We start from the raw sequence: 17,577 nt of genomic DNA, 5'->3' as shown, positions 1-17,577 counted from the left end.
TATATGTTGTTTTACGCTTGACTGTGTTGACTTGTCAATCGTTTCTTGTAACCTGTCTCACATGGGCACTACGTCGTCGGTCGCATCACCCACTGTGCTGCGCGGGGTTCCGGTGGTTCCGGGTGTGCAGTACGCGCCCGTGATCCGGGTCAGCAGGCTGCCGCAGATCGAGCTGCCCGCCGGGGATATCGATGAGGCGGACCGCCCGGCCGAGGCGGCGCGATTCGCAGCTGCTGTCACGGAGGTCGCCACTCGGCTGCGGGGCCGCGCCGCGCATGCCACTGGGGCGGCCTCAGAGGTCCTGGCCGCCACCGCGACGCTGGCCCAGGACCGCGCCTGGATCGGTGCCGCCGAGAAGCGGATCGCCGCCGGAGCGCCCGCGGTCCGCGCCGTGACGGAGGCTGTCGACCAGTTCGTCGAGCTGTTCACGCAGCTCGGCGGGTTGATGGCCGAACGCGTCACCGATCTGCGGGATATCCGTGATCGCGTCATCGCCGAGCTGTCGGGTCTGCCGGAACCCGGTGTGCCGCTGCCGGATATCCCCTCGATCCTGTGCGCCGAGGATCTGGCGCCCGCTGATACCGCGGGGTTGGATCCGCAGTTGGTGGTCGGGTTGGCCACCACACTGGGCGGCCCGACCAGCCACACCGCGATCATCGCCCGCCAGCTCGGGATTCCGTGCGTGGTGGCGATCAACGGGCTCGACGCCGTTGCCGCCGGGGCCATGGTCCTGCTCGACGGCACCGCGGGCACCGTGACCGCCGACCCGGACGCGACGATCGCCGCGGAAGCCGTCGCCGCCGCGCAGCGTGACGCGCTCGCGGTTCGGCAGTGGGCCGGTCCGGGTGCCACGGCAGACGGTCATAGCGTTGCGATCTTGGCCAACGTGCAGGACGGCGCCGCCGCCAGGACCGCGCGGGAAACCCCGGCCGAAGGGGTGGGGCTGTTCCGTACCGAGTTGTGCTTCCTCAACCGGGATGCCGAGCCGACGGTGGACCAGCAGGCCGCGATCTACGGGGAAGTGCTCCACGCGTTCGCCAGCCAGAAGGTGGTGGTGCGTACCCTCGACGCGGGTTCGGACAAGCCATTGAAGTTCGCCGGCCACCCCGAGGAGGCCAATCCGGCGCTTGGCGTGCGGGGCATCCGCATCGCCGCGGGCAATCCCGGCCTGCTGGACCATCAGCTCGCGGCGGTGGCTGCCGCGGCCAAGGCCACCGGAAACCAGCCGTGGGTGATGGCACCGATGATCGCCACGCCGGCTGAGGCGCAAAGCTTTGCCGCCAAGGTGCGTTCGCACGGCCTGACCCCCGGCGTGATGATCGAGGTGCCTGCGGCCGCACTGATGGCCGACAAGATTCTGGAACACGTCGACTTTCTGTCGATCGGAACCAACGACCTCGCGCAGTACACGATGGCCGCCGATCGGATGTCGGCCGACCTGGCGTCGCTGACCGATCCGTGGCAGCCCGCGGTGCTGGCGCTCGTGGGGTTGGCGGCGCGGGCCGGTGAGGCGGCGGGCAAGCCCGTCGGCGTGTGTGGTGAGGCTGCTGCCGATCCGCTGTTGGCCGCCGTGCTGGTGGGCTTGGGAGTGACGTCGCTGTCGATGGCGCCGGCGGCGATCGGCGCCGTGGGCGCGCGGATCGCGCAGGTGACCCTGGAGCAGTGTCGTGCCGCCGCCGGGGCGGTCCTGGATACGGCATCGGCTGCCGAGGCGCGCGAGGCCGCGCTGGCGGCCCTCGGCTAGACCTGCGCGGGCCTCGGGGAATAATCGGACCGCAGTCCGGTTATAGCTGGCATCAGGCTACACATGTTGGAGGTTAAAGATGCCAGCCATCACCGCAGACACTTTGACGTTGCCCCGTATCGCGGCAGCTCAGGCGTCAGAAACCGAGCGTCCGGTCCGCTCGATCACGACCGGCCCGCGCGGATATGAAGGCGAAGGATTCCCCGTCGTGCGGGCATTCGGTGGGGTCAGCGCCGCAGACCTCGACCCCTTCGTCCACATGGATCAGATGGGCGAGGTGGAGTACCAGCCGGGCGAGCCGCGAGGCACCGATTGGCACCCGCACCGCGGGTTCGAGACCGTCACCTACATGATCGACGGTCGCTTCGCCCACCAGGATTCGCACGGCGGCGGCGGCCTGATCACCGACGGCGCCACCCAGTGGATGACCGCGGGATCCGGCATCCTGCACATCGAGACCCCGCCGGCCGAACTGGTAGAGAGCGGCGGCACCTTCCACGGCATCCAGCTGTGGGTGAACCTGCCCAAGAAGGACAAGTTCGCGACGCCGCGTTACCAGGCCATCGAGGGTCCCGACGCCAAACTGCTGTCCTCTCAAGACGGCGGAGCCCTGGTCCGGATCATCGCCGGCGAGATCGACGGTGCGCAGGGCCCGGGCAGCACGCACACGCCGATCACCATGGCGCACGCCACGATCGAACCGGGCGCGCAGCTCAACCTGCCGTGGAACCGCGACTTCAACGCATTGGTGTACGTACTGAGCGGACGCGGCAGCGTCGGCCCGGTGGCCCACCCGATCCACCAGGGCCAGCTCGCAGTGCTCGGCCCCGGTGATCGGATCACGGTGTCGGCCGAAGGAACTCAGGATTCGAACCGGCCCGCGATGGAAGTCCTGCTGCTGGGCGGCAAGCCGATTCGGGAACCGGTCTTCCACTACGGCCCCTTCGTGATGAACTCGAAGTCAGAACTCATCCAGGCACTGGAGGACTACCAGGCGGGCAAGTTCGGCCAGATCCCGCCGAACGCGCTGATGCCGCATCGGCCCCTATCCTGAGATCCCTTCGCCGCCCGGTCGGCGCCTGGGCGGCTTCGGCCGCCCGGTAGCCGCTTTCGGTGCCGACCCGTTGCGGCTGGCAGTGGCAACGGGTTCGACAACGTGACCATTGCGTTGATCGCCGGAGATCCTGCGGCACAGCTCTGCCAGGTTAGCCACGGTCATGCGGCTGCTCGCCCGGTTGGGCTGGATCTTGGTCAGAAGCTTGCCGGTCACGTCGAGATGGGTGCAGACCGAATCGAGGTTGCCCAGCGACGGCACGGCAAGCACGACGACTTCCTGGAAGTGCGCCAGCAACTGGGCGACTTCCTGTTCTCCCGCTTGGCCGTTCTGCCCGAGCCGGCCCGACCGCAGCGCGCGCACCAAGGCCGCATCCGCGATCGAGACCGCGGTGTAGAACCTGCGGTCGATCGAGAACTGTTCGTGCGCGGTGGTCACGCAGCGGTCGATCAGCGCGTCGGCGTCCGGTACCTGTTCGTCGAGAATGGTGGCCAGCGTCAGCCAGTTCAGTACCGCATAGGGATCGATGCGTTGGCGCTGCAGCGTCAGCAGATGGGCCTGACGGTAGTGTTCGCACGCCCGTAACAGCATCTTCCTGGCTGTCCTGCCGGTCGATTCGCCGGCCGCCCGACGCTTGTAGGCGCCACCGAGCAGGTTGTACCGCTCCGCGGTCTGGGACACCGCGAGGAGGCGCTCGAGCCGCTCGATGGCCGACGCGTACAGCTCCTGGGCATAGTCGGGATCAGTGGCAGCGATGTCGTTGGCCATACGTGCCTCGAAGTTCGCCAGCTGCTCAACGGCGCGCATCGTCGTCGTCGATGTCTCACCCTCCCCGGCCAGGGCCGCGATGAGGTACCGGCGGGCATCGTCGAAGCGCCTCAGATTGCCGTAGGCGTACCCGATCGCCATCTGAACGTCGGTTTGCTCAAGCCAGTCGGCCGGACATTCCTGCACCAGGGCGGTGAGCTGCTCGACCAGCGGCCCGCGGGAAAACGGTGTCGTAGCACCGGTTTCCGGCTTGCGACCGACATGGTTCACCGCGTCGATGAACTCGGCGATATCCACCCGTCCCGGCGAGGCCGACGGTGACCCGCTGGTCGTGGGGTCGAGCCGGTAGTCGGGATCGCCGTACGCCTGGTAGGCACCCCAGGTGTTGCTTTGGGGGAACAGGTCGTAGGTGTGGCAGCGTGCGGATTTGAGAGCGAAGCCGAAAGATTCCCCGGCCAGCATGCATTCGTAGAACTTCTGGGCGAACTCTTTGGCGGCCACATCGTCGACGGCCCAGCCGGCCGCCACCACGGCACGCACGCCCATCTCGATCAGTTCGCGCGAGACGCTGGCGGCCAGCCGGTTGAACTCGACGGCGGGTGTGCGCGTCGGCGTCTCGGGCCCGGTCTGACCGATGTGGCAGCAGTTCAGGAAGACCAGCTCGGGTACCTGCTGCATCTGGCCGACTTCGACAGCGGTGAGGAAGACGCCGTTGTCGAGCACCATTCCGCTACGGGCCTTGCCGTCGGCGGTCGTCGGCGGTTCGTAATGACCGTGACCGGCGAGATGCACGATGCGGTAGGGCTTTTGGTAGAGCCCGGCAAGCACTTCAAGTGCAGACGGCTTCGTCGCGGGCTTCTGGACGTCGAAGCGTCCGCGCAGTTGGTCGTAGACCGCGCCGGCTTCTGCCATCGCGCCCGGCAACTGCCTGAACGGGGCGCTGACGAGAGGGTCACCGACCACATAGGCCGACGTTCCGGCTCGCGCGCCGATCTGTGGGCGGTACTTCGTGGTCTGCAACTGACGGACCAGGGCTTTGTCGATACACAACGCCTCGTTGCCGGCGCTCATGAGTTCCCATGGGTAGGCGGCGCTTTCGGCGTCGAGCACCAGCACCAGGTTGTCGACCTGAGCGAGTCCCGACTTGAGCTCGTTGGGCACGGTGAGTTCGAACAGCACCCGAGATTCGTCTGAGCGGAAACTGGTCTGGGAGATCGAACTCTTGATCAGCCGGTCCACCAGTTCGGGTTGCCGTTGCTGGCTGGTCGCCTCGGCGCGGGCGCGGTCGGACAGGGTCAAGAACCTGATCTCGCGATGGGCCTCGGCTTGCTCGGCGGGCCCGCTGATCGCCAATTCAGCCAGCGCGGCAAGGAGTTCCGCGTCGGCATTGTCCGTCTCGAGCACCGCGCGCTTGAGGCGTTCGGCCAGTGGCTTGGGCAGGCACGCGGACGGGGATTTGCGCGGTGGCTCGACCACGCTGACCTCCCACCTGCGCCACGCGTGCTGACGACCTGCCGAGGCCGTCAGGCGTCGACGTCCCTCGCGGCCGTGCCGCAGTAGTTGCGTAGCCTCGATCTCGGTGCCCAGCTCCTTGCCGATCAGCGGGGCCAACCGGTTGACCGCATGTGCGGCTTCGATCGCCGTATCGGCATAGAGCTCGACAATCTCGACTTCCTGGATCGTCAGCGCGTTGCTGTTGCCTTCGGCGAGTTCACGATTGGCCTGGCCGATCGCGCGCAGTATGGCTCCGACGGAATCTCCCACCGCGATGTTCGCGGTCGAGTTGCCGCCCACCAGCAGGACCGACAGGCCGATCTTCTGCGCGGCCGGCTCCGCATCCGCAGCCCCGCCCAGACCGTCTCGGCGTTCGAGAACGTACTGGAGCGCGGCGCGGCGAAGCAGGTCGCTCAGCTGCCCTGCGCTCAGTTCGCCCCATTTGCCGAGGCCGACGACGACGGCACCGGTCGGTAGGGCCAGCGCCTTCTGTACCGCCGTGGGCTTACGCAGGATCACCGCCACGGATCCGAACTCACCCGGGTAGAGGCCCAGCGCATAGCGTTCGGTCAGCGCGCCGCGCAGCAGTCCGTCCAATTGGGCCTCGGCGCCGATGATGGTGTCGCCCTCGTAATGCCCCACCACGATGGGGTAGCGCGCGTAGCGCAGATCGTCGTGGACCACCGAGACGCGGAAGCTGGGCTGGGTGCCTACCTGATACGGCTTGCGCGCGGTCTTTCCCAGGAGATCGGCCGCCAGCGACGTCTCGGTCGGGTAGAGCACCGGTTCAGGCAGCGCGCGGAAATCGTGCGGACCTCCCCGTGACGCGGTGAGAGGGGTGTCCGAAAGCCGGGACGTGGCACCGGAATCGAGCAGATCCTGCAGCGCGGGGAAGCTCGGCTCGTGAGACGCGAGATCACCGTGCACCGCGTCCATGTACCAGGTCCGGCTGCCGGGCAGCCGACCCGAGACATACGTGACCCGACCGTCGCCCTCGGTCGTGCAATCCAGCACGACGCGGCCGTCGATGACGTCGACGCCCTTCACGGTGCGCGGCGCGGTGCCTGCCACGTAGTGCACCCGGTCCAGGTGGGGCAGGCCGGACAGGTGGTCCTTGATGGTGTCGTGGGTCGCCCGGGCAGCGGCCAGCAGTGCCTCGCCCGGCACCGCCGATCCGCGGCACTTGTCGCGGTAGTCCCCCCAGTGGGAGACCGTGAAGTAGTGCTCGTCGTCGGGCAACAGCTCGAGCACACCGGGGAACTTCCCGATGATGCCGACGATGTCCGACATGTCGTGGGTGAGATCCAGCATCGCGAGTTTCCGTACGGTTGCCGCACTTCCGAGCAAGGACTCGACGATGTCGTGCGAGCCGCGGTTCGGGGTGCCGAGCATCACCAAGCGCCCGCCGTCGCGTTCGCAGATGCGGTCCCATAGGTCGGGGGCTTGCGCGATCATCGAGCGCACCACCAGCCCGCCCATGCTGTGGGCGATGATCCGTACCGGCTGCTGTGTTCGGCGCAAGGCGTTCTCGATTTCGACGATCAGCAGGCGAGCCGAGTCGGTCACCGACCGGCGCCAGTCGTAGGCGAACGGGATGACTTCGTGAGTGTTCTGCAGGAACTCGCACAGCTTGCGGTAGCCGTCGCCGACGAGGGCCACGGGGCGCACGTTCGCCGCGGTCACGTCGGCGAGATCGCCGAGCCCGCCGCGCAACAGGGCCAGGTAGCGCATCCAGACCGAGCGTTCGCCGACATTCAGGTGCGAGCCCATGATTCCCGGCAGAACAAAGACAATCGGTTGGTCGGCGTTGGCGCGGGTCTGCAGGGAGCGCAGCATCGGTACCGGATCCAGGTGGTCGGCGACGATGTCCCGGAAGACCTGCGGGGGTTTGTCGGCGGTTGCCGCGAGCCACTCGACCAGCGCTCCGCGGGTGCGGGGATTGCCGAAATAGTTGAAGTGGCTGACGTCGGCGCCCTGGTCGAATATGTAGCGGGCGGCCGTCCGACGGGCGCCGTGGAACATGGCATCGGTGTTGACCACCAGATCGTTGTCCCGACCTTCGTAGATGACGTGGTCGCTGGCGAACACGCCGATCTTCTTGAGCCAGTTGCCGGCCTGGATATCGCCGGCGATGACGCCCATCGCGCCGAGCGCGGGATCGGTCAGATTGTTGAGCAGCGCGATCAGGGGGGATTGCGGCATCATCGCTTCGAGCCCGGGGACCAGTGACGGCAAGGTCCGGTTCTTGACGATTTCGAGGGCGATCCGCTTGATCACCTCGTAGAGCGGCGTTGTGCCGACTCCGGGAATGAAGCCGATCAGGTTGGTCAGCACCGACAGGAAGACGTCGATGTTGTCTCCCGCCAGCAGGGTGCCGCGGGACGGCGATGCGCAGCGCACGAACCGCTCGACCCGAAGTTGTTTGTGCGCGATGAGTTCCGCGAGCCGGCCGAGTTGTCTGCGGTCGTGCAGGTCGGCCAGGTCCAGCTCGGTGTCACCGCGTTTGAAGTTCGCGACGAGTTCGGTGTTGATCGACGTCAGGGTGACGAGGTCGCCGACCAGCCCACCGCGGGAATGCGACACGATGCTGACCCGGGCGTTGCGGGGCAGCGCGGTGAGCAACTCGATGGCGTTGTCGATGGGGCTCTGGCTCAAAGTGCGGTGCTCGAAGGCGTAGATGTTCCTGTCGAAGATCCGCTGCAGCTCCTGCCACTGGGGTTGCGCCTCGTTGTTGAGGAAGGCGCCGAAGCTGCCGCGGGTGGAAGAAGCGGTGCCGTGGATGAAGACCAGCAGCGGCTTGTCGACGTCGACGTCCTTGAAATCGACGGGCGTGGGGGCCTGCGTTCCTACCTCGCGGGTGGCGTCATCCCATCGGTACAGGCCCGGGCCGGGTCTGAGGTTGTTCTCGATCATCCGGATCAGTGCCTTGGTGGCGAACCAGGCAGGCACCTTCGCCAGCAGGTTGATCCCTAGGTCCTTGGCTTCTTCGATGAGGTCGATCGGCCACTGAGTTGGGTCGGTGAGCTTGTCGGTGATGGCGTCGGGCTTCAACCGCAGAATCCGTAGCCGAGTGGTCAGCCAGTCTTTGACACCTCGCTCCGAGGCGCGCGGAAGCGTGTCGACGCTGACGGCGTCGCCCACCATCGCCTCGGGCTTGAGCAGCGGTGCTTCCTCGTAATACCGCTTGGCCGAGACCCAGGTGGTGAACCCGCCTTCGATCTCGATCTCGAGCACGGCGTCGTCGTCCACCGAAATGCCTTGAGGCTCCGGGTTCTGCTCACGGGCCGAGGGGGAGAGGTTGAAGGACCGGGTCACTTCGATCACCTCGAGCAGCCCGGTGTCGGGCGCTTTGGCTTCGACTCCGGGCACGCCCGCGCGTACCGAATGGGTGTCGGCCTTGGCCTCGTCCTCGAGACCGGAAATCCGGAGCTTGACGGTCATGGTGTCGACAGGGTGTCAGTCGAGGGGAGACAAGAAGGGTTGTTCGAGACGTGCCTCGCTGCCTTCGAGCTGCGGAACCTGTTCATAGCGGCCGCGTTTCAGTTTCGCGCAGGTCTGGTCGTGCAGTTCCCGATATGACAGGGGCATTCGCGATTCGGCCACCGCCTCGACCAAGTTGTAGGTCAGCGCTCCGGCGAAGCCACCGGCGATGGCGGCGTCGGCCGAGGTCTGGTCGGCCCGGCAGCCGGAGATGAGTACCTCGGGGATGTCGACGTGGACCACGTCGGCCGCCGGCTTGTGGCGGCGGGTTCCCCGGGTGGGCCCGGCCAGGCCGCGTCCGGACTCCGCGGCCGCCAGATCCCACGGGCTCGGCAGGTATCGCTCGATCACCGGGGCGTCGGGCGGTTCGAGGGCGCGGGTGACGGTGCCGGAATGGCAGGAGTCGGTGATCACGGTGAGGCTCACGCCGTCGGCCAGCCCGTCGAAGACGCTGCGCAACCAGTCGTCGCGCAGCGGGTCGTTCCAGTCCAGGTCGGTCGGGCACAGGATCTCGTCGCGTTCGTCGGACTCATCCCCGTCGTCGTCGGGCACATTGGACCCGTGCCCGGAGTAGTGCAACAGCAGCACATCGCCGCGTCGGGCCCCGCGGACCAGCCCGGTGACGGCGGTCTCGATCGCTTCCTTGGTGGCCTTGAAGTCCGTGATCAAGGAAATATCGTCGGGATCGAATTCGTACCGTTGTTGAAGCAGTTCGGCCATGTTCTTCACGTCGGGAACGCAGCCGCGTAAGTCGTTTCCCGGAACTCGGTAACGATTGACTCCGATGAGCACCGCTTTCTTGGCCATGGTGCTCTCCTTTGCAGTGGGCCTCGGTCAGGATCGATGTTGTGATCGCGGTCCGGAGAAGCAGCTGGCCTGGTGGGGCATCGCAGTATCCTCTCCTCAGACCGACGACACGTCAGGTGGGCAATTGCAGTATGTGCACGTGACGCCCGGGGGTCGTGAGTAGTCGGGTACTCGAATTCGCGGATGGCTCTCGGCGAGGAGAGGACGGCCCGCTCGTGACGTCACCGTTCCGGCTGGAGTTCCCGAATACGGGTGGAGCACCGGCGGTACAGGTCAGCCAAACCACGGAATTGCCGTCGGCGCTCGCCGCTTTGGGACTGCATGCGCCACGGCCGACCGTGGTGGTGATCGGCGGGGCCGCCGGCCTCGATGCCGCTGACATGGACCGGCTGCGTCCACTGTTCGCCTCGGGCATCGCGCCTGCGATGCAGAAGTGCGGAGCCGTGGGTGTGGACGGCGGCACGCTGGCCGGGGTCATGCAGCTGTTCGGCGAGGTGCGCCAGGCCGCGGCGTTTCCACTGTTGGGTGTGGTCGCGGCCGGTACGACGCAGCTGCCTGACACCGCCGGGCCAGACCGGGCGCAGGGTGTCGCGCTGGAGCCGCGGCACACCCATTTCCTGATCGTGCCCGGCGACCACTGGGGTGCCGAAGCGCCGTGGATCGCCGATGTCGCAACGGTTCTCGCCGGCAGCGGCCCATCGATCACGGTGCTCATCAACGGTGGGGACATCGCTTACTCTGACGTCGAGCTGAGTGTCCGAGCCGGCCGGCCCGTGGTGGCGATCACCGGCTCGGGGCGAACCGCCGACGCTTTCGCGCGCGCGTTGGCGGGTCAGCCGACCGATGAACGGACGGCGGCGCTGGCCCGGTCCGGGCTGATCCGTTCGATTCCGGCGAACGCTCCGGAGCGGCTTGCCGAATTGCTCCGGACTGTTTTGGGTGGCGGCCGCAGACCGTGGCCGGTGCCGCCGAATTCGAGTAGTTGACTACGCTACGCGGCCGTTGCACCGACTAGGACGATAGGTCTGTGCCTGGAGCGTCCCCTGGACACCCCGCGCTGGTGCTGCGCCACCCCAGCGACGCCGGCAGTTCTTTGGCGCAATGTGAATCGAGCAGTTCGAGATGAGTGAGGAATTCTGGACCAGCCTTCTCTCACATATCCGGCACCAGGTGCTGATGCCGGTTGTGGGGCCCGACGTCACCGTGGTCAAGGTCGGCGGCTCTGAGCAAAAGCTGACAACCCTGGTGGGCCAGTCCCTCACTGAACGGTTCGACCTGACCGTTCCGCCCGGGGTCACGACCACCGACCAAGCGGTGGCCGCGTTCCTGCGTGAGCGTGGGCGAGACGAGGTCGATGACCTGTATGGCGTGATCGACGAAATCGTCGTGGAGCTCGATCCGGAGCCCGGGGATGCGCTGCGCGACCTCGCGGCCATCGATGACCTCCGGCTGTTCGTGACGACCACGCCGGACCGGTTGCTGGCCAGAGCGTTGAGTGCGATTCGTGGCCGGTCGGTGCGCGAGATTTCGTTCTGTCCGAATAAGTCCACTCCCGACCAGGAACGAAACGCCAGAGAGCCGTCACCGGACGACACCGTCGTTCTCAGCCTGTTCGGTCAAACCGCGGCCATGCCGGAGTATGCGATCCACGAGGAAGATCGACTGGAGTGGATCCATGCGCTGCTGACGGAGAAGGCCAGCCTCCCCGACTGGCTCGACTATCCACTGAAGCATCAGCCGATGTTGTTCATCGGTTGTGAGATCCCCGACTGGTTCGGGCGGTTCCTCGTGCGATTGTCCAGCGACAAACGGCTGTCGCTCGGCGGCAAACCGTTCTTCTTCGCCGCGAACTCCCGAGAACCTTCGCTGTCGGGCTTCTTCTCGACGTACTGCCGTCGCACGATGGTCAAGCAGTTGGACATGGAGCCGAGCGAGTTCGTGGCGGAGTTGCGTCAGCGCTGGGAGGCCAAGAAACCGAGCCCTCGGCCGCCGGTGGCAACCGGGATCCGGTGCGACGGAGTACAAGACACGGAACCGCCTGCGCTGGACACCGCGGAGATCTTCATCAGTTGCAAGCACGAAGACGTCGTCGCGGCACGGCGACTGTACGACGCGATCACCAGACTCGGCGGGGTGGCCTGGCTCGACGAGCGGGAACTGCACGCCGGGGACGCCTGGGAAGACGAGATTCTCAGCAGCATTCGTCAAACCGTCAGCTTGTTCGTACCGGTCATCTCCGCGAACACCGAACGGAAGAAAGAAAGTTACGTTTTCAGGGAATGGAACGAGGCGGTAGACCGAACGCGCGGCATTCTTGGCCGGCGCTTCATCATGCCGGTCGTCATCGACGATGACTACGACGGCGACGCGACGCGATTCAAGCAGGTGCCGCGGGAGTTCAAGGACTTCCAGTTCGGTCACGCACCGGGGGGAGAACCGGACGCAGACCTGACCAAGGACGTGATCTCGGCCATCCGGGAATTCCGACGTAACGACGCAGCATGATGCACGCAGCGGTGACACTGAGGCTGGACGCGGACAATCCGTGGCCCGGGCTCGAATCCTATTGCGAAGACGCGCAGGACTTCTTCTACGGCCGTGTCCACGAATGCGAAAAACTTTTCAAGAAGGTTCTCGACGCGCCGGTCACGGTCTTGTTCGGTCGCTCCGGTCTGGGCAAGACATCACTGCTGCACGCGGGTCTGTTCCCGTTGCTTCGTAATGAAAACTATTTGCCGATCTATGTGCGGTTCGACCTCAAGGCGGGCACCGCCTCACTCAGCAGTCAGCTCCATGAAGCGGTCCGCACCGCCATTCATGCCGAAGCCCCCGACGCGCCGTTGCCCCAGGACGACGAATCACTCTGGGAGTACCTGCATCGTGCCGACCTGGAGTTGTGGAGTACCCGGAACTATCTACTGACACCGGTGATCGTCCTCGACCAGTTCGAAGAGCTGTTCACGCTCGGCGAGGGCATACCGAATCAAGTGGACGCATTCAAATACGACTTGGCCGACCTCGCGGAGAACCGGATCCCCGCGGGCCTGGCCGCTCGAATCAGGAACGACCCGGCCGCGGCTCGTCGCTTCGATTTGCGGTCGCACAACTGCAAGCTGCTGGTCAGCTTGCGGGAAGATTTTCTTCCCCACCTTGAAGACTGGTGCCGGTTCATTCCTGCGCTGGGGCGCTCGCGAATGCGGCTGCGCCCCTTGAACACCGAGGAAGCGTTCGACGCGGTGTACAAACCGGCCGAACACCTGATGACACCCGAACTGGCGCGTCAGGTCATCGGGATCATCGCCGGAGCGGGTTTGCATTCCGGCGCCGATTCCCTACCGGAGGACGTCGAGGTTCCGGCCAATCGCTGCGGCGCGGGCGATGTCGAACCCACCTTGCTCAGCTTGGTCTGCCGCGAGCTCAACGAAGAGCGCAAGCGCCTCGGGAAATCCGCGTTCGACGAGCAGCTCGTCGAGGAGCACGGCCGTTCTACGATCCCGAATTACTACACCTCCTGCGTGAGCGGTATGCGGCCGGAGGTCGCGGAATTCATTGAGAACCAGTTGATTACCAAGACGGGTTTCCGCGATTTCGAGGCTGTCGAGGATACGGTTCCGTCCCGCCTGACCCACGAGGAACTCGACCAGCTGATCGACTCCCGACTGGTTCGTCTCGCGGAATACCATGGCACACAACGGATTGAGCTGATTCACGACGTGCTCACGGGCACGGTCCGTGACCATCGCGACCGGAGGGAAGCCGAAGAGGACCGTCGGCGTGCGGAGGAGGCGAAGGAGCGGGAGAAGCAGGCGCTTGCGGCGGCCGCCGAGCAGGAACGCCAGGCCTTGGCGCAGGCTGCCAAGCTGCGTGAGGCGGAGCTGGATCGTGAACGATTGGCTGAACGCGACCGGCGGCTGGAGTCCGAGGAGGCGGCTGCGCGCCGACTCAAACGGCTGCTGGCCGCGTTGGCCATAGCGTGTGTCGTGGCGGTCGGCTGCGCTGGATGGGCACTTCAGGAGCGCGCGGATGCCCAAACCAGCAATCGCGAAGCTCTCATCGACCGGTTGTACGCGGACTCGCAGCTGATGCTGGGCGAGCTGTCGACGCAGGGCAGCCACGACGTGAAGCTGATGCAGATGTTGCTTGCGGCACAAGCCATCCCGTCGACGCTGCCCGCCAGACAGTACGAGCTGCTGACCACCCTCAACAAGGAGCGCGATCTGCTCAAACTCATCGACCTCCCGGCACCGACGAAGAGCGTGGCGTTCAATCGCGATGGTTCTCGTGTGGTCTCTGGTGGTGAGGACAAGACGGTGCGGGTGTGGGGTGTGGATGGCCGGCTGGTCGCTCAGATGGTTCATGACGACAAGGTGACGAGTGTGGCGTTCAGTCCCGATGGTTCTCGTGTGGTCTCTGGTGGTGAGGACAAGACGGTGCGGGTGTGGGGTGTGGATGGCCGGCTGGTCGCTCAGATGGTTCATGACGACAAGGTGACGAGTGTGGCGTTCAGTCCCGATGGTTCTCGTGTGGTCTCTGGTGGTGAGGACAAGACGGTGCGGGTGTGGGGTGTGGATGGCCGGCTGGTCGCTCAGATGGTTCATGACGACAAGGTGACGAGTGTGGCGTTCAGTCCCGATGGTTCTCGTGTGGTCTCTGGTGGTGAGGACAAGACGGTGCGGGTGTGGGGTGTGGATGGCCGGCTGATCGGTCGGATCGTTCACGGCGACAAGGTGACGAGTGTGGCGTTCAGTCCCAACGGGACCCGCATCGCCAGCGCAGGTAAAGACAGCACAGTCCGAGTGTGGGACGCGGGCACCCAACGGCAGGTCGGATCACCGCTGACCCATGCCGGCGCCGTCAACAGTGTGGCGTTCAGTCCTGACGGCACCCGTATCGCCACCGGGGGCAACGAGCGGCTCATCAGGTTGTACAGCACGGATACGAACCGTCTCATCGGCTATCTGCCCGGACACGAAGCTGCGGTAAACACCCTGGCCTTCCACCCCGACAACCGCCATCTTGTGTCGTCCAGCAGCGACGGAACCATCCGGTTGTGGGACGTCGGTTGGCAACGCATGGTCGGCCACGACGATGAGGTCTGGGCCGGGTTCTTCGACGACGGGCGTCGCATCGGTTCGGGCAGCCGGGACAAGACGGTCCGGTGGTGGAGCCCGGCGAGTGGGCGGCCCATCGGCGAACCGCTGACCATCGATGACGCCGACATCGAGTATCTGTTCCCCGTCGACGAGAATCGCCTGCTGTCGTTCGGTTCCGACGTCGACGCGCGGCTGTGGGATGCCCGGACCCGCACGCCTCTCGGTGAACCACTGCGCATCCCCGGAAACCCGAGAATTGTCACGGCCGACTCCTCGGTGACCCGGATCGTGGCGCAGCTCGAATCCCGGGCGGCGCAGGTGTACGGGACAGAGAAGATGCAGCCGGTCGGGAATCGAATCGTGCCGGCCGAAGACATTTGGACGATGACGCTGCGCGACGACGGCCGGGTCCTGGCCACCGGCGGTGTGTACGGCACGGTCGAACTCTGGGACACCGACACCGGCGCCCGGTTGGGGTCTGCGATGAATGACGGTGGTGGGGCTGTGTCGAGCATCGCGTTCGACGACGGTGGAAGCATGCTTGCGGTCGGCTACGAGGATTACACCCTGCGGCTGTGGCGCACCGACACCTCTGCGCTCGCCGGCAGGCCGATGAACCTGGAGGATGCCGTCACTACCGCGGTGGCGTTCAGCCCAGATGGGCGGACGCTGGCTTCGGGTGGCGACGACGGTGGCGTCCGGCTGTGGAACGTCGGGGATCAAAGTCGGCTCGGTGCGCCGGTCCGCGTTCATTTCGGGTCGGTGACGAACATCGAGTTCAGCCCCGACGGAACGAAATTGCTGTCGGCCAGCGACGACAACACGCTTCGAATCTGGCCGGTCCTGCCGGCGAATCCAGAGTTGCTGTGCGACAAACTTACGCACTTCATGACCCGCGATCAGTGGAAGAAAACGGTATCGCCGGAGATCCAGTACCGAAACGTCTGTGACTTGCCGGAATCCGAGTACGCCGGATAGCTAACCCACCGACTCGGCCGGCTGTGGGTACAACAACTCCAGCTCGCCGAGATGAGCGGCGGCCGTCACCAGGGGCAGGGCCGCGGACACGGCGAGATCCGTTCCGGCCGCCTCGGCGCGTAACGACACGACGAAGCTCTCCCCGATGGGTACCAGCGCCGAGGTCGAGTCGGCCCCGGTGAGTCGCGCGCAGATGGCTGCGGCGTGTTCCTCGATCACTTCACGCGTGCGGGCGTAGACGCCGAGCGGCGGCGGCACGACGTCGGCGATCAGCTCGGCGACGGCCCGGACCCGGATGACCCGGTTGGCCGCGCGCACCGCCGGAGCGCGCTGGTCGGTGGGTCCTCCTGTCTCCGAAAGATATTGGCGGACAGCGTCATCAAGGGTACGCGTGGCGGTCAGAGTGTCGTGGCCGAGTGCGATCACGCGATCCGTGGCCGCCTCGGAGGCGCCCCGGGTCACGCGCAGCACCGCGGCGTTGAGGAATTGTGCGCCCACCGCCCTGGCCTCCTCGATCGCCTTGGCTACCGATGCCGTGGCTCCCCGCGGCCACAACAGCACCGACGCCACGATCCCGACGAGTGCGCCCACGACGACGTCTTCGACCCGGACCAATCCGACCCGCCAACCGGTCGGTGCGATCAGGTTGAAGTTGATCAACACCATCATGGTGAACGCGGCCTGCCCGGCGATGAACGATCCGACCTTGGGCACGTAGGCCGATCCGAATGCCACCAGCGGCAACAGGATCCACATCACCACAGGGTCGATGCCGACGAACTCGATGACCAACGCACCGAGGATGAAGCCGATCGTCGTACCGGCCACCGCCCGCAGCACGCGCGTCCCGGTGTCCAGCGCGCTGCTGCGCAACACGGACATCACGCCCAGCACCACCCAGAACCCGTGCTGCACCGGGAACACGTGGGTGACGGCCACCGCGAGGGCCAAGCCGAGCCCGGTCCGCAGGCTGTTGCGCAGCACCACCGCACGGGTGGTCAGCAGACCGCGGGTGATGGCAGCGACTGCGACGGTCTCGGGCATCACCCAATCCGCGGCCCCGGTTTTCGGCAGCCGCCGGCCCAGCACGCGGGCCCACACCGGACGCGCGTCTGCCAGCGCGGCATTGCCGATCACGCGGCCGGTGACCGCGACGGTGGCCGAGATGGTGCGCCGATTCAGCAGCGCCCGCCCGACGTCGGCGGCGGCCTTGTCGTCGGCCATGCCGAGGATTTGGGTGATGTCGTCGCGGTAGCTGCTCTGGGCCACGGTGCGCTGCTCGGCCAGCGCCGCGCGCAGATCGGCTTCGCGTTCGGCCCGTTCGGCCCGATCGTGAATTCTCAGCAGCGCGGCGCTGTCGCGCAGCACGCGAACCGTGGGCTCGCGGGTGGCGCCGAGCAGATCGCCGGTCTCGTCGGTGACCTGGTCACAGATCCAGCCCAAGTCGTCGACCACGCGCACCAGCGCGCGGCTGCCGGCGCTGAGGGCGACGGGCCGGTAGTCGGCGCCGAGGAAGCTGGCGTACAGCGCATTCATCGCGCGGGTGACGTCGCGGTCGGAGGCCTGCCCTTCCAGCCGGTCGGCCAGTAACCGGCATACCCGGGCCGCGTCGCGGCGCAGCTCGTCATGGTGGCGGGGCGCGAAGAAGAACAGTGCGGCGGGCACGCAGACCACGAGCGCGATGCCCCAGCCCAGCAGCCGGTCGGGTATCGGCCCGACGGGCGTGCACAGCGGCAGCACGAACAGCAGCAGCGTGGCGCGTTGCCCGGCGGCGACGATCTCGCTGAGCACTCCGGAGAACGCCACCACCACGCCGACGACGAACATCGCCGCCACACTCACCCACGGGTATGGGGCCAGCACCGTTCCCAGCACGATCAAGACGGCACCGTTGACGGCCAGGCCGCCGTAGGCGACCGCCCGGGCGGGGCGGTTGCCCGGGAAATCGGCGGTGATGAGCAGGGAAACCGCGCCGAAGATCGCGAACAGCGGGGTCTGGGAGTCGCCGCCCACGGCGAAGCCGAGTGCCGCGGCAATGGGCAGGACGATGGCGGCCCGCAGAGCGCGGCGCAGCGCATCGTATTCGGGGTCCCTGGCGCGCAACGAGTCACGCAGGCGGTCAGCTGCCCGGCGCCACATTTCGGCCGGGGTCAGCATGA

The 17,577-nt window shown here is 66.4% G+C and carries 8 protein-coding genes; 5 read left to right on the top strand and 3 right to left on the bottom strand.

What is annotated here, in order from left to right:
• Positions 1 to 61: 61 nt before the first annotated feature.
• Entirely contained in the window at positions 62 to 1,744 is a 1,683-nt protein-coding gene (gene ptsP, locus K6L26_RS00750; protein ID WP_221852423.1) for a phosphoenolpyruvate--protein phosphotransferase, read from the top strand.
• A 79-nt stretch (positions 1,745 to 1,823) separates the two neighbouring features.
• A complete protein-coding gene (locus K6L26_RS00745) occupies positions 1,824 to 2,798 on the top strand; it encodes a pirin family protein (RefSeq protein WP_019346720.1) in 975 nt (324 codons plus the stop codon).
• On the opposite strand, the gene K6L26_RS00740 is transcribed toward K6L26_RS00745, so the two are convergent.
• Positions 2,790 to 8,501, bottom strand: a complete 5,712-nt coding sequence (locus K6L26_RS00740) for a CHAT domain-containing protein (RefSeq protein WP_221852421.1) — start codon at positions 8,499 to 8,501, stop codon at positions 2,790 to 2,792. The two genes, K6L26_RS00745 and K6L26_RS00740, sit on opposite strands and share 9 nt — an antisense overlap.
• 15 nt (positions 8,502 to 8,516) lie before the next feature.
• Positions 8,517 to 9,347, bottom strand: coding sequence for a caspase family protein (locus K6L26_RS00735; RefSeq protein ID WP_221852419.1), 831 nt, complete (start codon positions 9,345 to 9,347; stop codon positions 8,517 to 8,519).
• A 215-nt stretch (positions 9,348 to 9,562) separates the two neighbouring features.
• Between K6L26_RS00735 and K6L26_RS00730 the strand changes: the two genes are divergently transcribed.
• The 3 genes from K6L26_RS00730 (at position 9,563) to K6L26_RS00720 (ending at position 15,418) form a co-directional block, all read left to right on the top strand.
• Entirely contained in the window at positions 9,563 to 10,333 is a 771-nt protein-coding gene (locus K6L26_RS00730) for a TRP family putative cation channel (RefSeq protein WP_221852417.1), read from the top strand.
• A gap of 136 nt (positions 10,334 to 10,469) precedes the next feature.
• The gene (locus K6L26_RS00725) at positions 10,470 to 11,852 is read left to right on the top strand and encodes a toll/interleukin-1 receptor domain-containing protein (RefSeq protein ID WP_221852416.1); all 1,383 of its coding nucleotides are present in this window, start codon (positions 10,470 to 10,472) and stop codon (positions 11,850 to 11,852) included.
• On the top strand, positions 11,849 to 15,418 hold the full coding sequence (locus K6L26_RS00720) for a WD40 repeat domain-containing protein (protein ID WP_221852414.1): 3,570 nt from the start codon (positions 11,849 to 11,851) through the stop codon (positions 15,416 to 15,418). The genes K6L26_RS00725 and K6L26_RS00720 overlap by 4 nt, the downstream gene beginning before the upstream one ends.
• On the opposite strand, the gene K6L26_RS00715 is transcribed toward K6L26_RS00720, so the two are convergent.
• Complete coding sequence (locus tag K6L26_RS00715; protein WP_221852412.1) at positions 15,419 to 17,575, bottom strand: FUSC family protein; 2,157 nt, start codon at positions 17,573 to 17,575, stop codon at positions 15,419 to 15,421.
• Between the last annotated feature and the right edge of the window lie 2 nt (positions 17,576 to 17,577).

This window comes from Mycobacterium farcinogenes (assembly GCF_019739075.1).
Lineage (GTDB): Bacteria > Actinomycetota > Actinomycetes > Mycobacteriales > Mycobacteriaceae > Mycobacterium > Mycobacterium senegalense.
Note: the sequence above shows the minus strand (reverse complement) of the source record. Positions and strands in the feature narration are given on the sequence as shown.